Annotated in this window: 23 protein-coding genes; 22 read left to right on the top strand and 1 reads right to left on the bottom strand. The window is 46.7% G+C overall.

The features are described 5' to 3' along the window. Positions 1-15 precede the first annotated feature (15 nt). The 4 genes from ACKPCD_RS09640 (at position 16) to ACKPCD_RS09625 (ending at position 2,416) form a co-directional block, all read left to right on the top strand. Positions 16-513 (top strand): VanZ family protein, encoded by a 498-nt coding sequence (locus ACKPCD_RS09640; protein ID WP_086988085.1) that lies wholly within the window; start codon positions 16-18, stop codon positions 511-513. A 66-nt stretch (positions 514-579) separates the two neighbouring features. Next, positions 580-1,317 (top strand): YebC/PmpR family DNA-binding transcriptional regulator, encoded by a 738-nt coding sequence (locus ACKPCD_RS09635; RefSeq protein ID WP_321433056.1) that lies wholly within the window; start codon positions 580-582, stop codon positions 1,315-1,317. A gap of 247 nt (positions 1,318-1,564) precedes the next feature. Beyond that, positions 1,565-2,074 carry a DJ-1/PfpI family protein gene (locus ACKPCD_RS09630; RefSeq protein ID WP_177187466.1) on the top strand — a complete coding sequence of 170 codons (510 nt, stop codon included), beginning with the start codon at positions 1,565-1,567 and terminating at the stop codon, positions 2,072-2,074. Between the two features lie 45 nt (positions 2,075-2,119). Further along, entirely contained in the window at positions 2,120-2,416 is a 297-nt protein-coding gene (locus tag ACKPCD_RS09625; protein ID WP_321433055.1) for a hypothetical protein, read from the top strand. Positions 2,417-2,517: 101 nt separating this feature from the next. On the opposite strand, the gene ACKPCD_RS09620 is transcribed toward ACKPCD_RS09625, so the two are convergent. After that, positions 2,518-3,414 (bottom strand): YitT family protein, encoded by an 897-nt coding sequence (locus tag ACKPCD_RS09620; RefSeq protein WP_068559755.1) that lies wholly within the window; start codon positions 3,412-3,414, stop codon positions 2,518-2,520. A gap of 169 nt (positions 3,415-3,583) precedes the next feature. Between ACKPCD_RS09620 and comGA the strand changes: the two genes are divergently transcribed. The 18 genes from comGA to ACKPCD_RS09530 all read left to right on the top strand — a co-directional run bounded on the left by comGA (position 3,584) and on the right by ACKPCD_RS09530 (position 17,223). After that, positions 3,584-4,627, top strand: a complete 1,044-nt coding sequence (gene comGA, locus ACKPCD_RS09615) for a competence type IV pilus ATPase ComGA (RefSeq protein ID WP_306298095.1) — start codon at positions 3,584-3,586, stop codon at positions 4,625-4,627. Further along, positions 4,557-5,651: a competence type IV pilus assembly protein ComGB gene (comGB, locus tag ACKPCD_RS09610; protein ID WP_072763671.1), complete on the top strand. Its 1,095-nt coding sequence runs from the start codon at positions 4,557-4,559 to the stop codon at positions 5,649-5,651. Before comGA ends, comGB begins: the two co-directional genes overlap by 71 nt. Beyond that, positions 5,651-5,971 carry a competence type IV pilus major pilin ComGC gene (comGC, locus tag ACKPCD_RS09605; protein ID WP_321433054.1) on the top strand — a complete coding sequence of 107 codons (321 nt, stop codon included), beginning with the start codon at positions 5,651-5,653 and terminating at the stop codon, positions 5,969-5,971. Before comGB ends, comGC begins: the two co-directional genes overlap by 1 nt. A gap of 20 nt (positions 5,972-5,991) precedes the next feature. Then, positions 5,992-6,435, top strand: a complete 444-nt coding sequence (gene comGD / locus ACKPCD_RS09600) for a competence type IV pilus minor pilin ComGD (RefSeq protein ID WP_086988081.1) — start codon at positions 5,992-5,994, stop codon at positions 6,433-6,435. Further along, entirely contained in the window at positions 6,410-6,751 is a 342-nt protein-coding gene (locus ACKPCD_RS09595; protein WP_321433053.1) for a type II secretion system protein, read from the top strand. The genes comGD and ACKPCD_RS09595 overlap by 26 nt, the downstream gene beginning before the upstream one ends. Next, entirely contained in the window at positions 6,720-7,193 is a 474-nt protein-coding gene (comGF, locus tag ACKPCD_RS09590) for a competence type IV pilus minor pilin ComGF (RefSeq protein WP_321433052.1), read from the top strand. Before ACKPCD_RS09595 ends, comGF begins: the two co-directional genes overlap by 32 nt. Positions 7,194-7,221: 28 nt before the next feature. Continuing rightward, a complete protein-coding gene (locus ACKPCD_RS09585) occupies positions 7,222-7,542 on the top strand; it encodes a hypothetical protein (protein ID WP_321433051.1) in 321 nt (106 codons plus the stop codon). A 254-nt stretch (positions 7,543-7,796) separates the two neighbouring features. Then, positions 7,797-8,858 (top strand): M24 family metallopeptidase, encoded by a 1,062-nt coding sequence (locus ACKPCD_RS09580; protein ID WP_321433050.1) that lies wholly within the window; start codon positions 7,797-7,799, stop codon positions 8,856-8,858. Positions 8,859-8,926: 68 nt separating this feature from the next. Further along, positions 8,927-9,484 carry an elongation factor P gene (gene efp, locus ACKPCD_RS09575; RefSeq protein WP_086988077.1) on the top strand — a complete coding sequence of 186 codons (558 nt, stop codon included), beginning with the start codon at positions 8,927-8,929 and terminating at the stop codon, positions 9,482-9,484. A 26-nt stretch (positions 9,485-9,510) separates the two neighbouring features. After that, complete coding sequence (locus ACKPCD_RS09570) at positions 9,511-9,936, top strand: Asp23/Gls24 family envelope stress response protein (protein WP_068559736.1); 426 nt, start codon at positions 9,511-9,513, stop codon at positions 9,934-9,936. Continuing rightward, positions 9,933-10,388: a transcription antitermination factor NusB gene (nusB, locus tag ACKPCD_RS09565; protein ID WP_068559734.1), complete on the top strand. Its 456-nt coding sequence runs from the start codon at positions 9,933-9,935 to the stop codon at positions 10,386-10,388. Before ACKPCD_RS09570 ends, nusB begins: the two co-directional genes overlap by 4 nt. A gap of 126 nt (positions 10,389-10,514) precedes the next feature. After that, entirely contained in the window at positions 10,515-11,354 is an 840-nt protein-coding gene (gene folD, locus ACKPCD_RS09560; RefSeq protein WP_321433049.1) for a bifunctional methylenetetrahydrofolate dehydrogenase/methenyltetrahydrofolate cyclohydrolase FolD, read from the top strand. A gap of 16 nt (positions 11,355-11,370) precedes the next feature. Beyond that, positions 11,371-12,705, top strand: a complete 1,335-nt coding sequence (gene xseA, locus ACKPCD_RS09555) for an exodeoxyribonuclease VII large subunit (RefSeq protein WP_321433048.1) — start codon at positions 11,371-11,373, stop codon at positions 12,703-12,705. Then, complete coding sequence (locus ACKPCD_RS09550; protein WP_068559727.1) at positions 12,705-12,950, top strand: exodeoxyribonuclease VII small subunit; 246 nt, start codon at positions 12,705-12,707, stop codon at positions 12,948-12,950. Before xseA ends, ACKPCD_RS09550 begins: the two co-directional genes overlap by 1 nt. A gap of 5 nt (positions 12,951-12,955) precedes the next feature. After that, positions 12,956-13,849 (top strand): polyprenyl synthetase family protein, encoded by an 894-nt coding sequence (locus tag ACKPCD_RS09545; protein ID WP_086988074.1) that lies wholly within the window; start codon positions 12,956-12,958, stop codon positions 13,847-13,849. Positions 13,850-13,861: 12 nt separating this feature from the next. After that, positions 13,862-14,704: a TlyA family RNA methyltransferase gene (locus tag ACKPCD_RS09540; protein ID WP_086988073.1), complete on the top strand. Its 843-nt coding sequence runs from the start codon at positions 13,862-13,864 to the stop codon at positions 14,702-14,704. A 34-nt stretch (positions 14,705-14,738) separates the two neighbouring features. Beyond that, positions 14,739-16,439 carry a DNA repair protein RecN gene (gene recN / locus ACKPCD_RS09535; protein ID WP_321433047.1) on the top strand — a complete coding sequence of 567 codons (1,701 nt, stop codon included), beginning with the start codon at positions 14,739-14,741 and terminating at the stop codon, positions 16,437-16,439. Positions 16,440-16,482: 43 nt separating this feature from the next. Further along, positions 16,483-17,223 carry a glycerophosphodiester phosphodiesterase gene (locus ACKPCD_RS09530; protein ID WP_321433046.1) on the top strand — a complete coding sequence of 247 codons (741 nt, stop codon included), beginning with the start codon at positions 16,483-16,485 and terminating at the stop codon, positions 17,221-17,223. The last annotated feature ends 14 nt before the right edge of the window (positions 17,224-17,237 follow it).

Genomic DNA, 17,237 nt, shown 5'->3' with positions numbered 1-17,237 from the left:
AAGGAAAAATACTACATGCAAAAAGAGCAAAGAAGCAATTCATATATAGTGGGAGCAGTTTTGATCATGGGTTATCTCTATTACCGTGCCACTTTCCGACAAGATTTTTATGCTTTGCCGAACATCATCGCGAATTTCCTGCAATCGCAACCGCTCTCCGGGTTATTCGCAACATTCACCTTCCGATACGGTGAGCAGATGGTCAGCACGGAGGCTTTGGGCTATTTCGGTTTTCTGGGATTCTTCGGCAGCAAGATATGGTTGTTCCTTTCCTATTTCATCTTGACTTATCTTTGGTATGGCGGTCTTTCCGGGAAGATGCGGGATGTAGTTACACCTGTTGTTGTGGCGCTGTTGCTTTCCGTCAGTTACGCGGCTGCGGATGAATTTCATCAATCGCTGGTGTCTCCGGCATTTGCGATGAAGGAAGATGTGGTCTTGGCCGGCGCAGGAGCAGTTTTGGCGGTAATCACCGGTTGGTTCTTCTTTACAGTCAGAAAAGGCAGAAAGTGAATTGCCATAAGCGGTTACTTTTGATAAAATGATTGAGTAAATTAATAGATGAGAAGAGGGATCTGAATGTCAGGACATTCAAAATGGAGTAAAATCAAAGGTGCAAAAGGCGCTGCAGATCAAAAACGAGGTAAAATTTTTCAGAGATTATCGAAAGAAATTTATATGGCTGCAAAAAACAGCGGTCCGGATCCCTCATCTAATCCGAGCCTGCGCTTAATGATCGATAAAGCGAAAGCAGCGAACATGCCGAATGATAACATCACGCGTGCCATCAAAAAAGCAACATCTGCTGGAGAAGGCGAAAATTATGAAGAAGTCACTTACGAAGGATACGGTCCGAACGGTGTAGCCGTTTTGGTCCATGCTTTGACAGACAACCGCAACCGTACCGCCACTAATATCCGGGTTGCTTTCAATAAAAATGGAGGATCTTTAGGTGAATCAGGTTCGGTTAGTTACATGTTCGACCGTAAAGGCTATATCGCAATCGAACGTGAAGACTTGGATGTGGATGAAGATACAATGTTGATGAGCGTATTGGAAGCCGGTGGAGAAGAGCTGCAGACGAGTGATGAAGTTTTCGAAATCTACACGGATCCTGCCGATTTTGATGCTGTTTCCGAAGCTTTGAAGGCAGAAGGCTATGTCCTGGCTGAAGCTGAGGTCACAATGGTTCCGCAAACTTTGTCGTCTATTGCAGCGGACAAAGAAACGCAATTCAGAACGATGTTGGAAAAACTGGAAGACGATGATGACGTCTCCGAAGTATTCCACAACGCCGATCTGGAAGACGAAGAGTAATATAGTACAGATAAAATAAAAAACGGTTGCTTACCACTGTCTGCGGACAAGGTAGGCAACCGTTTTTTCGGATTCGACTCGGAGCCTAGTAATAGGCAGTGCCGCCTGGTTGGAATCGCTTTCTTGTTAGGCTTGTAGTATAATTTAGATAGCCAAAGTCGGATTCTCCTTGGGATTTTCGATCACGGCTCTTAAAGCGAAGCGATCATTATCCAATCGGGATAAACTATGAATGGGGGACAACCGTATGGCAAAAGTAATATTTGTGATTGCACCTGAAGACTTTCGTGATGAAGAATTATTCATGACCCAGGAAGAGGTTGCGAAATGCGGGCATGAGATGTGGATCGCAAGCCACAAGACCGGAACTTGTATGGGGGTGCATGGCGGGATTGCGCAGTCGGATCTTTTGGTTGAGGATGTCGATACGACCAGTTTTGATGGAGTGGTGTTCGTTGGAGGTCAGGGGAGCCGTGTTTTCTTCGACGATCCGCATGCCTGGATGTTGGCACAGGCGATGAACGGGCAGGGCAAAATGGTTGCTGCAATCTGTATCGCGCCGGTGGTCTTGGCGAATGCTGGTTTGTTGAAGAAGAAAAATGCGACTGTTTTCGAATCCGAAATCGCAACTATTGAAGCCAAAGGGGCCATTTATTCTGAGTCCGCGTTGACAGTCGACGGCAATATCATCACTGCGAGCGGTCCGGATCAGGCAAGGCAGTTCGGACTGGAAATATGCAAATTTTTGACGGCATAAAGAGCTAGGACAGCTGTTTTTGAGGAATTGGAGGCGGCAAGGTACATGGAAGAGTTGAAAGCTAGAATTGAATTATTGAAGGAACAGAATCCGATAAAAATACAAGATCTGGAAAGGAAATTCGGATTGTTGAAGTTCGAGCTGCAGGAAGCGAAGAAAATACTGGAGCGTCAGGAAATCGCCTTAGCGGATGTGAAAGGTGAATGGATCAAAAACGATTCGGAAAAAAATCTCGCCGTATTGCGCGAAGAAGAGCAGAACCTGAAGATTGCCAGAATGAACTACAATGCTGCGGTGGAGAAAATGGATATCATGAAGACCGTCGTTTTTCTGCTTTCCTGAAGGTCCAACTATTTGTATGATCATCACAGCATCCTTACGAAAAAGAACGACAAGGACATTTTTGCTGGTCCTTTGCCGTTCTTTTTCGTTGTGTCGTTGCTTTATTGTTGTTGCGACTGTTCATCGATGAAATCGTTGATTTTCTGCTGGTATTGCTCATCCGAAATCAAATAAGAGAAACCTTCTCCGATGACGCTTTGAGCTTCGCTGATAGTGAAGAAAGCTTTAGGATCGATGGCTGTCACAATACGGTTTAACGGCATCAATTGCTGTCTGTTGACGACTATCAAAATAACTTTCTTCTGGCTTTTGGAGTAATAGCCTTCACCTTCCAAGAAGGTCATTCCGCGACCGATTTTTTTATCGATCGCATCAGCGATTTCCTGATGCCGCTCCGAGATGATCAGGACTTGTTTTTTCGGATTGAACCCTTCCAGGATGAAATCCAGCACTTTCGTTTGCACATAGAGATGCACGACAGTCAAAACGACATTCTCCAGGCCGATGACGAAGATGGAAGGTCCGACGACGAACAGGTCCAATACGACCAGTGCGATACTGGTGCTCCAACCGAGATATTTATTGAAAATCAAGGCGATGATGTCGGTCCCGGCCGTTGAACCGCCTGCCTGCATCACGAGTCCCAAGCCTGTGCCGACCAAAAACCCGGAGCAAAGCGGAGCCAGAATGATTGTTTCCATCGGATAGCGCCAAGCAGCAGTCAGATGGAGAAACACCGACATCAACAGTGTGGCCAAAAGCGTCAGCCTCATGGTCGATTTTTCCAAAAATCGGAATCCGATGACCAGTATGATGCCATTCAACACGAAACTCGTGATGGCTACAGGGACATCCAAGGTATAGAAGGCCAACAAACTAATGCCGGTGACACCGCCTTCGCCAAGATGGTTCGCCACGGAAAACATATTGATGCCCATCGCGAACAGAAATGTTCCGATTGCAATCAGAAGAATCGAACCAACAACGTTCTTTTTCAAAAAAGTTCACCTCCCTTATATTGAGTGATCCCGCTTGTTTTTCGCGCGTAGGACCGCTGTTTATGCCAATATAACATATTTTTAACTAAGTTTCTCGTTGGATAAAGAGCGGAAGCCAGGATTTTGCAGAAGCTATAAGTGACGGCAAAATAGAAATGAGGTGATGAATATGGAAGAAAAAGCAGAGAGCTTGTTGGCCGATGCGATGCGACTGGGTGTTTCCGACATCCATCTGCTCCCTTACGAAGACCATTATGAACTCTTTTTCCGCGTGAGTACCGGATTATCGAAAGTAGCGGTGTATTCAATAGAAAAGGGTGAGCGGCTGATTTCTTATTTCAAATTTCTTTCGAACATGAATGTGGGTGAAAGGCGGAAACCGCAATCCGGTGCTGTCAGGTACAGGCTGAACGGCAAAAAAATTGAACTGAGGCTGTCCACCATCGCAAATTTCCGCTACCAGGAGTCGCTTGTCATCCGCTTGCTTTATGCCAATCCGGGTTTTGAACCGGGTTTGCACGCATTTTTCCCGGCCCAGGAGGCGGAGTTGCTCGAACTGTTGGACCACAAGAGCGGTCTTGTACTGTTCTCTGGCCCTACCGGATCCGGCAAAACAACGACGATCTATCACTTGCTGCGCAGGAAATATGCCGATGAACCGCTGCAGATCATTACGATGGAGGATCCGGTCGAAATTGAGGAGCCGCTGTTTCTGCAGGCCGAAGTGAATGAAGCGGCAGGTATCACATACGACCTGCTCATCCGCCAGTGCCTGCGTCATCATCCGGATATTCTCGTCATAGGCGAAATCCGGGATCAGGAAACAGCTAAAATGGTCGTAAGAAGCGCATTGACGGGGCATTTGGTGATTGCGACAATCCATGCCAAAGAGTCATTCGGGGTATTGGAAAGGCTGCGGGAATTGGCGATTTCTTCCGAACAAATAAAGCAGACGTTGCTCGCTGTCGTTTCCCAACGTTTGATCGCAAAATATTGTCCACTGTGCTCCGGTAAGTGCACCATTCACTGCGCCCATTATCATGTAAACGAAAAGTCGGCTGCTATCTATGAAATTTTGGCAGGTAAGGAACTGCAGAACCATCTGCAGAACAAGGAGGACGGAAAGCGGTTTGTCACACTGAATGATAAATTGCGAAAAGCCTATGCGTGTGGATACATTACGGAAAAAAATTACTTGGAGAATCTCGTCTGAAAAACGTTGGCTGGCAAAAGAGCAGGCTTATTTTTTGAGGCGCTTAGGTGAATTACTGAAGGAAGGTTTTTCGTTGTCGGAAGGGCTTGCCTTTCTGAAGGTGATGCAGCCGAAGCGCTCGGGCGATATCCAGCGCATGTTGGTCAAACTGGAAACAGGTATCAATCTTGCGGATGCATTGGCTGGATGCGGATTTTCGGAACAAGTCGTATCGCAGCTGCGCTTATCCTTCCTTCACGGAAAATTGACGGAAACCTTGCTGTTTTGTTCCGATTTCCTGACTGAAAAGGATAAACAACTGCATAAGCTCAGAAAAGTCTTGATCTACCCCTTGTTTTTGCTGGTGTTCGCGAACGTAATGCTGATTGCGATCAGACAGGTCCTACTGCCCAGTTTGGAGACGATGCTGGTGCCCTCGCAAGAGGGTTCCGGCTTGCTGGTCCGCATCATCCTGCTTTACCTGGAGAACCTGCCGCTCATCATACTGGGTACGCTAGCCTTAGCCGCCAGCTTAGTCCTGTTGGCAAAAAGTTATTTGAAAAAGAAATCAGCTTTCCAAAAATCTTTGCTTTTCTGCCGGATTCCGCTATTCAGCAAATGGGTACAGCTCTACTATTCCTTTTTTTTCTGCCGGGAATACGCTTATTTCTTCCGCAACGGCATGCAGCTGAACCAGATCGTTTCGCTGATGCGAGGCGATGAAGGGACTGCCTGGATGAAGGACATATCCGGATTGGTGGAGGAAGGGTTGATGCAGGGCGATAGCCTGACGACAATCATCAAACGTTATCCCGTTTTCAAAGAGGAGATGGGCTGGATCATCTATCACGGCGAGCTAACCAGCCAATTGCCGATCAAATTGAGCATGTACAGCGAAGAATGTTTCCGGCTGTTGATAGCGGACATCGAACAGAAAATCGGCTGGTTGCAGCCTGTCTTGTTCCTCATGGTCGCCGTCATCGTGATGGCGATCTATCTCATATTGTTGATGCCGATGCTAAGTTCATTAGGAGGAATGTATTGATGAAATCAATAAAAAAAACATTAAAAAATAAAGAAGCTTTTACACTTATGGAAATGGTACTCGTCCTTTTCATTATTTCTGTGCTGATGCTGATGATCATCCCGAATGTGGCGAACACGAAAACTAGTGTAGAGACTAAAGGCACGGATGCTTTGGCGGTTGTGGTGCAGACACAGGCTGACATGTATGAATTGGATACAGGGACGGAAGCGGCCAGCTTTACCGTCCTTGGGGCTGGTGGTTATCTAAACGATAATCAAGTGACCCAAGCAACCGCCAAGCTCACAATAGCAGGCGGTAATGTTTCCATAATCGAGTGATTTGAATGAAGGCTTGAATAATGTATAAAAGCGGATTCACATTATTGGAGAGCCTATTGGTACTGATGATCGCCTCCATGATTTTGCTGCTGACCCCGCAATTGGAAACCGCAACGGATGAACTCGCGTTCAATCTGTTTTTGGACGATTTCTTGACGGAACTTCACACAGCTCAGAGTTATGCGGTCATCACAGGGAATGGCGTCAATATGGATGTCCTGCGACCAATCGGCGCAACGCATTATGCTGTTTTTAAAGACGGTGCCGGATCGGACCGTTATATCAATCGGAAGTTGCTTTTGCCTGAAGGATCAAAAGTGATTCAAGGCTACACCGGATTCATCAAAGGAGGCAGTGGATATCTGCAACCGAATACCATCATCATGGAAACGGCCCGATATCGCTATACCATCACAATCCAATTGGGGAGCGGTCGTTATGAAGTCAATAAAGCTAAACGATAGCAGCGGATATATGCTTTTCGAAAGTCTGATCGCTTTGGCCATGGTCAGCATCTCAATCTATGTGCTGATGCCGCATTCCGTTCAATTTTTCACGACTTTAAAAGCGGCGGGAGCGGAAGTTGCCTACTGGCGGGTCGCGCAGGACCAGATGCAGGTCATCGCCAAAGGAGGAAACCCAATCGAAAGTCAGGCTTCCGGAGGTATAGTGTTCACCACTACTTGGAATCCGGAAACCTCAGAACTTATAGTGAGCGGTGATGATGGGCCAGAAAGGGTGACGGTGCATGCCGATGAAATCGATGCAAAAGAACCCTGAACAATCGCAAGCCGGATTCACTTTATTGGAAGCGGCGTTTGCGCTGACTGTCAATACGTTGGTGCTCCTGCTGATAGTTGGAGGTATGGGAGTAATCCGCACTGCGAACGTACAGCTGGAGCAGAGACAAGAAGCAGAATGGCATCTTTTCCTGATCCAACTCGAGCATGAGTTGGAAGACGAGTTGATGGTGCAAAAGACAAGTACGACCGTCCGCACCAAATCAAAAAATCCTGCTGATACTGCTGTTTATACTTATGAGTTCCGTATCAATAAAGTGCTTCGTTACAAAAACGGAGAAGGCTATCATCCGATGCTGCTGCAAGTCAAAGCGTTGAAATACGAGGTGACCAATGAAGGGATTTCTATCCAGGCTACGCTTTCGGACGACCAGACGCGCAGAGCGCATCTCATCCTGCCGAAAGCCCCCATTAAACAGTGATCGATCACTAGGCAGGGGCGGCTCGATTTTGCCGATCACCATTTTTTACTTATTCCTTTCACAAATGATGCTTTTCGGAATCATAAGAGTTTATGAGAATCAGCTCTATCTGTACAGATTGACGGAAAACCACTACAAAGCGCAAACTTTACTGGCGTATACAGATCACTGGCTGAAGGAACATAACAAAATATCGAGTCCGGAAAATCGGATCGTACCGGCTTCCCTGTATTTTGAAGAAGGAATCGTGCACTGCGTGGCGGATGCGAGCGGCAAAGTCACTGCCACCGTGACCCTGCAAAATGCCTACAGCGAAACGCTGGTATTGGAAATCCTGTCCCCGGAGTGATATGCAAAATAAAAGGTCATAAAGGTCATATGGAGAACCAGACCTGAGGTAAACAGCATAAAGAACCGCACAAGTAATCCGTAGGTACGTCGGGTTATTTGTGCGGTTCTTGGCTGTTTCATCGGATTTGGGGTCTAATACTGGCCTCAAAGCTCTTATTGACGAATTCCCCCTATCTATACGAGCACTTTTTTGATATACTTGATAGGTATGTTCATAAACAAACAGGATTTTTTTGGAAGGAAGTATGTGAAATGAGTAGAGTCTCAAAATTGCAAGATGCCATCAAAGCGAAGAAGATGGATGCAATGCTGGTGACAAGTCAATATAACTTACGTTATGTTTCCAATTTTACGGGTACGACCGGTTTGGCGGTCATCACTCAAGAGGAAGCTTTTTTTGTGACCGACTTCCGTTACACCCAACAAGCTGCTTCACAGGCACAGGGTTTTCAGATTATTCAGAATAAAGGACCAATATTCGATGAAGTGAAAAAGATCGCGGAAGAAAAAGGTCTAGCATCAATGGGATTCGAAGATGCCATCCTGTCTTTCCGAAGTGTCGAGGATTTAGAGGATCTTGTGACTTGTGACCTGATTCCTGCCTCGGGCATCATTGAAGAGTTGCGTGAAGTCAAAGACGAAGATGAAATTCGAACTATCAGCCGTGCTTGTGAAATTGCGGACGCCGGTTTCCTGTTCATCCTTGATCATATCCGTCCAGGAGTTTCGGAAATAGAAATTGCTAACCGCTTGGATTTCCACATGCGTGAATTAGGTGCGAGTGGCGTTTCATTCGAAACGATTGTCGCCAGTGGCATTCGTTCCGCTATGCCGCACGGTGTCGCCAGTCCGAAATTAATCGAAAAAGGCGACTTCGTGACGCTGGATTTTGGTTGCTATTACAATGGCTATGTTTCGGATATGACCCGCACGGTTTCAGTGGGGCAACCGCATGCAGAATTGAAGAAGATTTACGAGATTGTGCTGGCTGCCCAATTGCGCGTGAATGCAGCGGCAAAAGCTGGCATGAGCGGCATAGAAGTAGACAGTGTCGCACGCGAGTACATTACGGAACACGGGTACGGAGATGCGTTCGGCCACTCAAATGGCCACGGAATCGGTTTGGAGATTCATGAGGGGCCGAATACATCGCAAAAAGCCGGGAAAGTGCTTGTTCCGGGAAATGTCATCACAAATGAACCGGGCATCTATCTCGCTGGTCTTGGCGGTGTCCGGATTGAAGATGATCTTGTGATCCGTGCTAACGGCAACGAGATTTTGACGCATTCTCCAAAAGAGTTGATTATTTTATAAAAAAATAGAATCCGCATTAAAATAATGGTAAACTTAGTTCAAATGAGCTGCCACAGGAGGAATTATAAATGATTTCAGTAAATGATTTTAAGACAGGCTTGACGATCGAAATTGATGGAGGGTTATGGAAAGTTGTCGATTTCCAACACGTAAAACCAGGTAAAGGTGCGGCTTTTGTCCGTTCAAAATTGAAGAATCTTCGCACTGGAGCTGTACAGGAAAAAACTTTCCGTGCGGGTGAAAAAGTCGGAAAAGCGCACATCGCGAACCGTAAAATGCAGTTTCTTTACGAGAGTGCCGGTGCTTATGTTTTCATGGACACAGAAAACTATGAACAAATCGAATTGAACGCAGGCCAAATCGAGTACGAATTGAACTATCTGAAAGAAAACATGGAAGTCAATATCCTGATGTATGAATCAGAAACAATCGGTGTCGATCTTCCGAATACAGTAATCCTGCGCGTGGAAGAAACTGAGCCAGGAATCAAGGGCGATACAGCTTCAGGCGGTTCAAAACCGGCTAAAATGGAGACTGGATTGATGGTCAATGTACCATTCTTCGTGAATGCGGATGATATGCTTATCGTCAACACAACGGACGGCTCATACGTATCCCGCGCATAGTGTTTCTCAAGAAAGGAGAATGACAGATGATGGAAGAAACAAACATTCCTTTAGCAAACGGTCCGGCTCCGCTGGGAGAGATTGAAATTGCTCCTGAAGTGATTGAAGTAATTGCTGGTATTGCAGCGAATGAAGTAGAAGGCGTTTATGCGATGCAAGGGTCTTTCAAGACTGGCGTCAATGAACTGTTGGGTCGCACTACCCATAACAAAGGCGTACATTTGACTGTCGATGAGAATGGTTTGTCGGTTGATGTCTATTGTTACATCAAATACGGCGCTTCCGTGCCGAAAGTCGCTTTGGATATGCAAGAAAAAGTGAAAGAACAAGTCCTTTACATGAGCAATCTTGAAGTGTCGCAAGTGAACGTCCATGTGGTCGGTCTCGTTGCACCAAAATCCGAAGATAGTACTTATCTTGATTTGGATACAGAATTGGGGGAGAATGCGTGAGCAATTCCCGTTTAACAAGAAGAGAAATCCGTGAAAAGGCGCTTCAAGCTCTTTTTCAATTGAAGACAAACGAAGAATTGACCCCTGAAGAAGCCATCAAGCAAGCTTTGTTGAGCGATTCAGAAGAATGGAACAGCGAAGAGGATGTCGAAATTCAAGATTATCCTTACTTGATCACATTGGTGCATGGCGTATTGGATAATCAAGCGGCGATCGATGAAGCGATTCAACCTTATCTGAAGAACTGGACCGTGGGCAGACTGGCCAAAGCAGACGCTTTGATCATGCAGATTGCTGCTTATGAGATGCTGTTGGGAGATACGGAACAGGTACCTCAAAGGGTAGCGTTGAATGAAGCAATCGAAATTTCAAAGCTATATTGCGATGAACAATCGAGCAAATTCATCAATGGCGTATTGTCCAACCTCATTCCTAAAACGGAAAATCCTTAATGCTTCGGCTTAAGGGTTTTCTTTTTTTAGTTGATGAAATCGGATATACCAGGCCCGCTTTTCTAACTGTAATCAAAGATATTATGGTAAAATAAACGATAACACCGAGGAAAAGGAGATTGATTAATGGAAACGATTATCATGGATGGAAAAGGCTTAGCCAAAAAAATGCAGGACCAGATGAAAAAACAAGTAGCAGCATTGACAGCGGAAGGAAAAACTCCGGGGCTTTGCGTCATTTTGGTCGGCGAGGATAAGGCAAGTCAAGTCTATGTCCGCAATAAAGAGAAACAATCCGAAGCAATGGGCATGAATTCGCGTGTCGTTCGCCTTGCGGCAGACATTTCCGAAGCGGATCTGCTGGCTGAAGTTGAAAAGCAGAACCAAGACGACAGTATGCACGGTATTTTGGTGCAGTTACCATTGCCGAAACACATAGATGAACAAAAAGTTCTGCGTGCCATCCGTTACGAGAAGGATGTGGATGGGTTCCATCCGATGAACGTCGGAAATTTCTTCCTAGGCAACGAATCTGCATTGCCATGCACACCATACGGCATCATGAAAATTTTGGATGAATACAATATCGCGCTTGAAGGAAAAAAAGCATTGGTTATCGGCCGCAGCAATATCGTCGGAAAACCAATGTCCATCATGTTACTGAACGAAAATGCAACAGTCACGATTGCCCATTCCCGCACAAAAAATCTGAAAGAATTAGCTAAAGAAGCTGATATTCTGGTTGCGGCAATCGGCAGAGGCCATTTCGTCACTGCTGATTTCATCAAAGAGGGTGCAGTCGTCATCGATGTCGGGATGAACCGCAGCGCGGAGGGCAAGTTGATCGGCGACGTGGACACTGCTGCTGCAATGGGCATCGCAAGCCATATCACACCAGTGCCCGGCGGTGTAGGGCCGATGACCATCACGATGCTATTGCAACAAACAATCGATAAAGCAAAATAGTCAAGGAGGCACAAAGTTGGAACCTGTCTATCTCAGCGTCACCGCTTTAACCAAATACATCAAAAGAAAATTTGATGCCGATCCTTATCTCGAACGTGTCTACCTTACTGGTGAAATATCCAATTATCGTCCGCGTCCGGGCCATCAATACTTTAGCCTGAAGGATGACCATGCTGTCATCTCTGCGGTGATGTACAAAGGCAGATTCGACAAGTTAGCCTTCAAGCCCAAGGAAGGGATGAAGGTCCTGCTCATTGGACGGGTGAATGTCTACGAATCGGGCGGAACCTACAACATAATGGTCGAACATATGGAACCGGATGGCATCGGTGCTTTGTACCAAGCCTTTTCGGAACTGAAGGAAAAATTAACGCGCGAAGGGTTGTTTTCGCTACCGAAGAAAAAGCTTCCTGTCTTTCCTAAGCGGATAGCCATTGTGACCAGTCCAAGCGGTGCGGTCATCCGTGACATCATGACGACCGTCAAAAGGAGATATCCGATTGTACAACTCGTGCTTTATCCGACGATAGTCCAAGGGAAGGATTCCGCTGCCAATATCGTAAGCAATCTTAAATTGATTGAGGATAAAGGCGATTTTGATACTGTCATTGTTGCGAGGGGCGGCGGTTCCATCGAGGATCTGTGGTCCTTTAACGAGGAAGCGGTCGTTCGGCAAATAGCGGCTATGAGTGTCCCGGTCATTTCTTCTGTAGGTCATGAAACGGATACGACATTGGCTGACTTTGTTGCCGATGTCCGTGCCGCTACCCCAACAGCAGCGGCAGAATTGTCTGTGCCGGTGTTGAGCGATGTCATCCGTTATATCCATCAGATCGACAACAGGCTCTATCAGAAAATGCGGCATCTGCATACGATGCAACAACAACGATTGAATCGCGCCATGCAATCGTATATCTTCAGACAACCGGAGCGGATGTATGAAGGTTATGCCATCAAAGCCGACCAGGTGCAGCAACGACTGGCAAATCAGATGCAACAGCAGATCCATTTGCGCTCCAATGAGTTGCAACGGCTGCAATTGCGTCTTGAAAACCGCAATCCGGCAAGAGACGTTCAGCTGGCCGGCAATCGCAGACAGCAGGTCACCGATGAACTGCAAAGGGCCATGGACCGCTACTTGAAACAAAAGGAAATGCGCATGACATCGGCTATGCAATCGTTGGACTTGTTGAGCCCGTTGAAGATCATGTCGCGGGGGTACACTTATACGACAAGGGACGGGAACGTAGTCGCATCCGTCAAGGAATTGCAAAGCGGCGATAAATTGAAAGTGAATTTTTCGGACGGTTTCGCCGAAGCGGAAGTAAAACAAGTGGTGGAGGAAAAATGATGAAGGCCGAAAAAAAAGTAAGTTTTGAAGAAGCGATGAACCAATTAGAAGCTATTGTAACAAGACTGGAAGCAGGGGATGTCCCCTTGGAAGAGGCATTGGAGCAATTCAAGGTCGGGATGGATCTCAGCAAATATTGCCAAGACACTTTGAACAATGCTGAAAAAACGTTGACAAAAATCGTTAATCCGGACGGTTCGGAAGCGAATTTTGAAGCGCCGGCAACCCAAACCGAAGGAGAATGACAGGCATGAATCTTAGTGAATTTCAATCGGAATGGATGCCTCGATTCGATGCTTTCCTCTACTCGGAATTGGATGCACGTGTGCCTTCGCAAGAAAATCTGCACAAAGCGATGGCGTATTCTTTAATGGGGGGCGGAAAAAGAATTCGCCCTCTTTTAGTGTTGGCGACGCTTTGGTTGGCCGACGGTGAGATTGCGGATGGCTTCGCAGCCGCAGCCGCTTTGGAATATATCCATACGTATTCCTTGATCCATGATGATCTGCCGGCCATGGATGATGATGATTACAGACGGGGGCGCTTGACTTCCCATAAAGTATTCGGAGAATCCACCGCAATCCTTGCCGGTGATGCGTTGTTGACGGCGGCATTTGAAATCCTTGCACAATCCTCTGACATTCCGGCGGAAAAAAGAATCAAACTGATCGACTTGTTGGCGAAAGCCTCGGGTCCGAACGGCATGATCGCCGGCCAGATGGATGATGTTGAGGGTGAAAAGAAGGCACTGACAATAGAAGAGTTGAAGCAAGTCCACGATAAAAAGACCGGCGCATTGATAAGGTACGCTGTCACGGCGGGATGCCTCATCGCGGATGCGGATGAACTGTTCATAACCGAGATGGAAAGATACTCCAGACACTTAGGTTTGGCATACCAAATCCACAACGATCTGAAGGATGTCGTGTTGGATGAGGCCGAGACAGGCAAAACCATCCATCATGATGCCGCATTGAACAAAAATACATACCCATCCTTATTGGGTATCGCCGGAGCCATTCAAGAACTGAACGACGTCATTCGCCAAGCGGAAGACTGTTTGAATCGAGTGGTACTATCCAATGGCGATACGGAGAACAAAATAGATGTATTCCGCCAAATATTGGATTATGTCAGAATATAACGGGAGATTACCATGGAAAAAGAAAGATTGGATTTACTTGTAGTACAACAGGGCTTGACAGATTCCCGTGAAAAAGCCAAAAGATTGATCATGGCCGGGCAAATCTATGACGAAAACAACCAGCGCTACGACAAACCGGGCGAAAAAATTTCCGTCGAGAAAACGCTCCACATAAAAGGAGAAACATTGAAATACGTGAGCCGTGGCGGATTGAAACTTGAAAAAGCCATCGCTTTATTCCAAGTGAACCCTAAGGACAAAATCTTTTTGGATATCGGCAGTTCAACGGGCGGTTTTACGGATGTCGCGCTCCAAAATGGAGCGAAATTATGCTACGCACTGGATGTCGGCTACAACCAATTGGATTGGAAGTTGCGCCAGGATGAGCGCGTCGAGGTGATGGAACGGGTGAATTTCCGTTACAGCAAGCTTGAGGATTTTGAAAAAGGACGGCCCGAGATGGCTTCCATCGATGTATCCTTCATTTCGTTGAAACTGATTTTGCCTGTCCTGAAGGAAATCATCGCTGTCGGCGGAGACGTCGTTGCGCTGATCAAACCGCAATTCGAAGCTGGAAGAGGGAAAATCGGCAAAAAAGGCATCGTCAGTGATCCGGCAGTCCATAATGAAGTGTTGCGGGACATCTTGGAGTTCGCTTCGCTGACCGGGTTTGATGTGAAAAATCTGAGCTTTTCGCCCATCACAGGTGGGACCGGAAACATCGAATTTTTGGTCCATTTAGAGGCTAATGATCATGCGCCGGGAATCATTTCTCCGGAAATAGACAGCCAGCAAGTCGTCAAAGAGGCTTACCTGCAGCTTAAGAGCAAATCAATCTCGATTTCCGATAAATAGGTGACTAAGGAACCATTGCGAAGGGGAATACGGAATGTTACAAGAGTTGTCCATTAAAAATTTTGCAATAATTGAAAATCTTCAAGTGAGTTTCGACGAGGGTATGACCGTGCTGACTGGGGAAACCGGCGCAGGGAAATCCATCATCATCGATGCCGTAGGTCTGTTGGCAGGCGGAAGAGGATCCAACGATTTGATTCGATACGGCGAAAACAAGACGGTCATCCAAGGGCTTTTCAGTATTCCCGAAAACGCTAAGACAGTTTCCGTGTTGGAGTCATACGGAATCGAAGCAGACGGGAACCAAGTTTTGCTGCAGCGGGAACTTTCCCGAAACGGCAAAAACATTTCCCGCGTCAACGGTACAATCGTGACAGTTGCGACTCTGCGTGAAGTAGGCGAAACGCTGATCGATATCCACGGGCAGAACGAGCATCAAGAATTGATGGATCCGCAAAAACATATCGACCTGCTGGATCAGTTTGCCGGGAATGAACTGAGAGAAGTCAAAACGACCTATCTCAATACTTATGCCAAATATGTGGATACACGCAAGCAACTGATCAAACTGAAGACGGACGAGAAAGAAACGGTCCAAAGAATCGACTTGTTGACTTTCCAAATCCAGGAAATCGAACAAGCGCAGTTGAAAGATGCTGCAGAGGATGAAAAATTGGAAGAGGAGCGGAACTTGCTCGTCAACTACCAAAAAGTCATGCAGGCTTTAACGAGTGCGTACGATTCAATGCAGAACAGTGAAGAGAACGGCATCGACAAAATCGGTCTCGGCATGGCGGCGCTGGAAAAAGTGCAGGACATCAATCCGGTCTACCAGGCAATCGCATCCTCGGTCTCGGCAGCGTATTACCAACTGCAGGAATGCGCAGGTGACATCCTGTCGGAGATCGAGCAATTGTCCTACGATGAAGGGCGCTTGAACGAAATCGAGAACCGATTGGAATTGATCCGCCAGATGAAGCGGAAATACGGAAACACAATCAGTGAAGTGCTGGGGCATTACGAAAAAATTTCCCAAGAGCTGGATCTGATCGAAAACCGGGAAAGCTACCTTGAGAAACTCAATGTGGACTACAACAAAGCAAAAGAAGAGATCTTGGCTGTCGGCAGACAATTGACCACTATCCGGAAGAAAGCTGCAACCGTTCTGGAAGAACAGATCCAACTGCAGCTGAAGGAATTGTACATGGACAAGGTCCTTTTCAAGACGGTGTTCCATGAACAACCAGGAAAGGTTCAAATCACTGATAACGGCTTGGATCAGGTGGAATTCTATATTGCGACGAATGTCGGCGAACCTTTAAAAGCATTGGCGAAGGTTGCCAGCGGTGGCGAACTTTCAAGGATGATGTTGGCGATGAAAGCCATTTTCACCAAAACCCAAGGCATCACCAGTATCATCTTTGATGAAGTGGATACGGGTGTCTCGGGCAGGGTAGCGCAGGCGATAGCCAATAAGATCCACTTGGTGGCTGGTTACTCACAAGTGCTTTGCATCACGCATCTACCGCAAGTGGCGGCGATGGCGGATCAGCACCTTTATATAGAAAAGGAAATCATTGCCGATCGGACAAAGACGCATGTCAAGTCGCTGTTCGGTGCTGAACGCATCAACGAAGTGGCGCGGATGTTGGCAGGTACCGATATCACGGAACTTTCGCTGGCTCATGCGAAAGAATTGCTTGAGTTGGCCAATACCGAAAAAAACAAAGCGTAACAGAAGACCTGCGCAGTAGAACAGACCGGAAGGGTTGAGGAGATTGGCATACACTAAAATCATCGCGCATAGAGGCAGTCGCGGAAACCGGCCAGAAAATACGCTGGAGGCTTTTCAGGAAGCTCTGAAAGTTTCCAGCGACGGTATCGAACTGGACGTCCATTTAAGCAAGGATGGTCAGGTAGTGGTCATCCATGACGAGACCGTGGACCGCACGACATCCGGAAAAGGCTATGTAAAAGACATGACGCTGAAGCAATTGAAGGAACTGGATGCCGGCAGCTGGTTCGATCCGAAATACAGCAACGCCCGTATCCCGACGCTTCAGGAGGTATTGGACCTATTGGCCGAGAATCATTTTTCAGGCGTCCTTAATGTTGAATTGAAGACGGATGTGTTTCAATATTCCGCAATCGAAGAAAAGGTGCTTGCTTTGGCAGAGCCTTATCTTGCCCAATTTTCGGTCATCTACTCCAGTTTCCATTACGAAACCTTGAAAAAAATCAAGGAGTTGCGCCAAGACTCGAAAATTGCCCTGCTTTTCAGCAAGAAAGGCAAGCAACGACTGGATCTAGGTGAAGGAATTGCTGTGGAAGGTTGGCATCCGAAATTCTCGATTCTGCGCAGTCTGCCCCCTTTCGAACAATCAAAGATTCCACTTCGTGTTTGGACGGTGAACCGAAAGGTCGAAATGCAGGTTTGTCTGCGCAAAAAAATCGATTCGATGATTACGGATTATCCGGAACGCGCACTGCAGATGAGAAAGGTGATTCAAGGTGTCTGAAACAAAGAACAATT

Origin of the sequence: Trichococcus flocculiformis (assembly GCF_963662535.1) — a bacterium.
In the GTDB taxonomy this organism is placed as follows: domain Bacteria; phylum Bacillota; class Bacilli; order Lactobacillales; family Aerococcaceae; genus Trichococcus; species Trichococcus flocculiformis.
This window is presented reverse-complemented; position numbering and strand designations above follow the sequence as displayed.

What these genes read in the sequence shown, in the direction of transcription:
- ACKPCD_RS09640 (WP_086988085.1), top strand. Translation starts at nt 16, where the DNA reads ATGCAAAAAGAGCAAAGAAGCAATTCATATATAGTGGGAGCAGTTTTG.
- ACKPCD_RS09635 (WP_321433056.1), top strand. Translation starts at nt 580, where the DNA reads ATGTCAGGACATTCAAAATGGAGTAAAATCAAAGGTGCAAAAGGCGCT.
- ACKPCD_RS09630 (WP_177187466.1), top strand. Translation starts at nt 1,565, where the DNA reads ATGGCAAAAGTAATATTTGTGATTGCACCTGAAGACTTTCGTGATGAA.
- ACKPCD_RS09625 (WP_321433055.1), top strand. Translation starts at nt 2,120, where the DNA reads ATGGAAGAGTTGAAAGCTAGAATTGAATTATTGAAGGAACAGAATCCG.
- comGA (WP_306298095.1), top strand. Translation starts at nt 3,584, where the DNA reads ATGGAAGAAAAAGCAGAGAGCTTGTTGGCCGATGCGATGCGACTGGGT.
- comGB (WP_072763671.1), top strand. Translation starts at nt 4,557, where the DNA reads ATGATAAATTGCGAAAAGCCTATGCGTGTGGATACATTACGGAAAAAA.
- comGC (WP_321433054.1), top strand. Translation starts at nt 5,651, where the DNA reads ATGAAATCAATAAAAAAAACATTAAAAAATAAAGAAGCTTTTACACTT.
- comGD (WP_086988081.1), top strand. Translation starts at nt 5,992, where the DNA reads ATGTATAAAAGCGGATTCACATTATTGGAGAGCCTATTGGTACTGATG.
- ACKPCD_RS09595 (WP_321433053.1), top strand. Translation starts at nt 6,410, where the DNA reads ATGAAGTCAATAAAGCTAAACGATAGCAGCGGATATATGCTTTTCGAA.
- comGF (WP_321433052.1), top strand. Translation starts at nt 6,720, where the DNA reads ATGCCGATGAAATCGATGCAAAAGAACCCTGAACAATCGCAAGCCGGA.
- ACKPCD_RS09580 (WP_321433050.1), top strand. Translation starts at nt 7,797, where the DNA reads ATGAGTAGAGTCTCAAAATTGCAAGATGCCATCAAAGCGAAGAAGATG.
- efp (WP_086988077.1), top strand. Translation starts at nt 8,927, where the DNA reads ATGATTTCAGTAAATGATTTTAAGACAGGCTTGACGATCGAAATTGAT.
- ACKPCD_RS09570 (WP_068559736.1), top strand. Translation starts at nt 9,511, where the DNA reads ATGATGGAAGAAACAAACATTCCTTTAGCAAACGGTCCGGCTCCGCTG.
- folD (WP_321433049.1), top strand. Translation starts at nt 10,515, where the DNA reads ATGGAAACGATTATCATGGATGGAAAAGGCTTAGCCAAAAAAATGCAG.
- ACKPCD_RS09550 (WP_068559727.1), top strand. Translation starts at nt 12,705, where the DNA reads ATGAAGGCCGAAAAAAAAGTAAGTTTTGAAGAAGCGATGAACCAATTA.
- ACKPCD_RS09545 (WP_086988074.1), top strand. Translation starts at nt 12,956, where the DNA reads ATGAATCTTAGTGAATTTCAATCGGAATGGATGCCTCGATTCGATGCT.
- ACKPCD_RS09540 (WP_086988073.1), top strand. Translation starts at nt 13,862, where the DNA reads ATGGAAAAAGAAAGATTGGATTTACTTGTAGTACAACAGGGCTTGACA.
- recN (WP_321433047.1), top strand. Translation starts at nt 14,739, where the DNA reads ATGTTACAAGAGTTGTCCATTAAAAATTTTGCAATAATTGAAAATCTT.